This is a genomic window from Idiomarina sp. 28-8 (assembly GCF_000320945.2).
GTDB classification, from domain to species: Bacteria; Pseudomonadota; Gammaproteobacteria; order Enterobacterales; family Alteromonadaceae; genus Idiomarina; species Idiomarina loihiensis.
On record NZ_BANL01000048.1, the window covers coordinates 1 to 1,396 of the forward strand.

1 protein-coding gene is annotated in these 1,396 nt (G+C 53.7%); it reads right to left on the minus strand.

What is annotated here, in order from left to right; translation table 11 throughout:
- Positions 1-269 precede the first annotated feature (269 nt).
- Positions 270-1,301 carry an IS110 family transposase gene (locus tag RJ32_RS00050; protein ID WP_034823208.1) on the minus strand — a complete coding sequence of 344 codons (1,032 nt, stop codon included), beginning with the start codon at positions 1,299-1,301 and terminating at the stop codon, positions 270-272.
- Positions 1,302-1,396: the final 95 nt, after the last annotated feature.

Sequence of the window (1,396 nt, forward strand, 5' to 3'; positions counted from 1 at the left end):
GTCATATATGGTCCCCTCCCGTTTTGCAACGTGAACACGTGGTAAATGTCGGGGCGCTCGCATATATACGGCCTGTTTATGGTGCGCGGTTTTGCGCACCTGGCCTGGATGAACTCCGCACGGCAACTGGCTTATCAGGCTAACGTACTTTATGTGTACGGACGTTCACCAGTCTCAGTTGTCGTCGGTTTACCCTATTTTACCATCCTGTTGACGTTTGCAACTCCCGGAAGGAATGAACCTTCGCTGTGCTCTTTTACTGAATGCTGTTAAGCAGCAGTCATCCGGTAATCTTCTTGATTCTTTAACATCGCCCAGATTATCCGGGCATGCTTGTTGGCCAGTGCCACCGCCGCAACGTTGTTGCCCCGGCGTTTAGCGACATCCTGTGCCCAGAGGCTCAGCCTGTCATGGCGTTTCTGCGCCACCCGCAGTGCTGAGCGCGCGCCGTGCACCAGCAGTGTCCTCAGCTTGGTATTGCCTTTTTTGGTAATACCGCCTAAGCGGTCTTTACCGCCACTGCTGTTTTGCCGTGGCACCAGCCCCAGATATTCCGACAGATTGCGGCCGCGTTTAAATTCGCTGACATCGCCTATCAGTGCCAGCAACGAAGTCGCTGTTATCGGTCCGATACCCGGCAGGGTCATCAGCCGCTGACTGTCCTCATTCCTTTCGGCCTGTGCCGCTAAGCGCCTATCCAGTGCCTTCACTTCTTCATCCATTGCTCGCAGCACCTGATAGAGCCGGTTGATTAAGTCCCGTGACTGAAGCGTCAGCGCATTGCTGTCGTCTTCCAGTACCTCCGGTACTCTCTGTAATATCGTACCGACTCGCTTCGGTAAAAGAATGCCGTATTCGGCCAGTTGCCCCCGCAACCTATTCGAGAACTGCGTTCTCGTCTGCACGAAGCCTTCCCGCTGATTGACCATCAATGCTAAGTCCTGCTGCTCAATGCTTTTCAGCCTGACCGTCTGACGGTTGGGTCGTGATGCCGCCTCGGCTATCGCCCGGGCGTCATTCGCATCGTTCTTCTCACCCTGCAGGTACGCTTTGACGAAACGCGGCGGCAACGCCACCGTTTGATAACCCAGCTTTTCACATTCCCGGCGCCAGTAATGACTCATGCCGCAGGACTCAACCGCCACTTCGCAGTCATCCGTACGGCTCAGCGTCGCCAGCTTCGCTAACACCTTATTGCTGCGCAGCTTTTTATTAAAAACTTCCTGCTCATTTTCATCCAGCGCCAAAACCTGAATAAAATCCTTTGCCAAATCCAGGGCAATTCTGTTTACAATAGCCATTGGTCCTCTCCACTCTGTTCTATAGAAGCTTGAACCTCTATATTGGCACATTGCGATGCCGCTTAGGAGGGAGGGGACCATCTCATCAGGCTACA

Coding starts and splice junctions, on each gene's coding strand:
- RJ32_RS00050 (WP_034823208.1), bottom strand. CDS start 1,301: ATGGCTATTGTAAACAGAATTGCCCTGGATTTGGCAAAGGATTTTATT.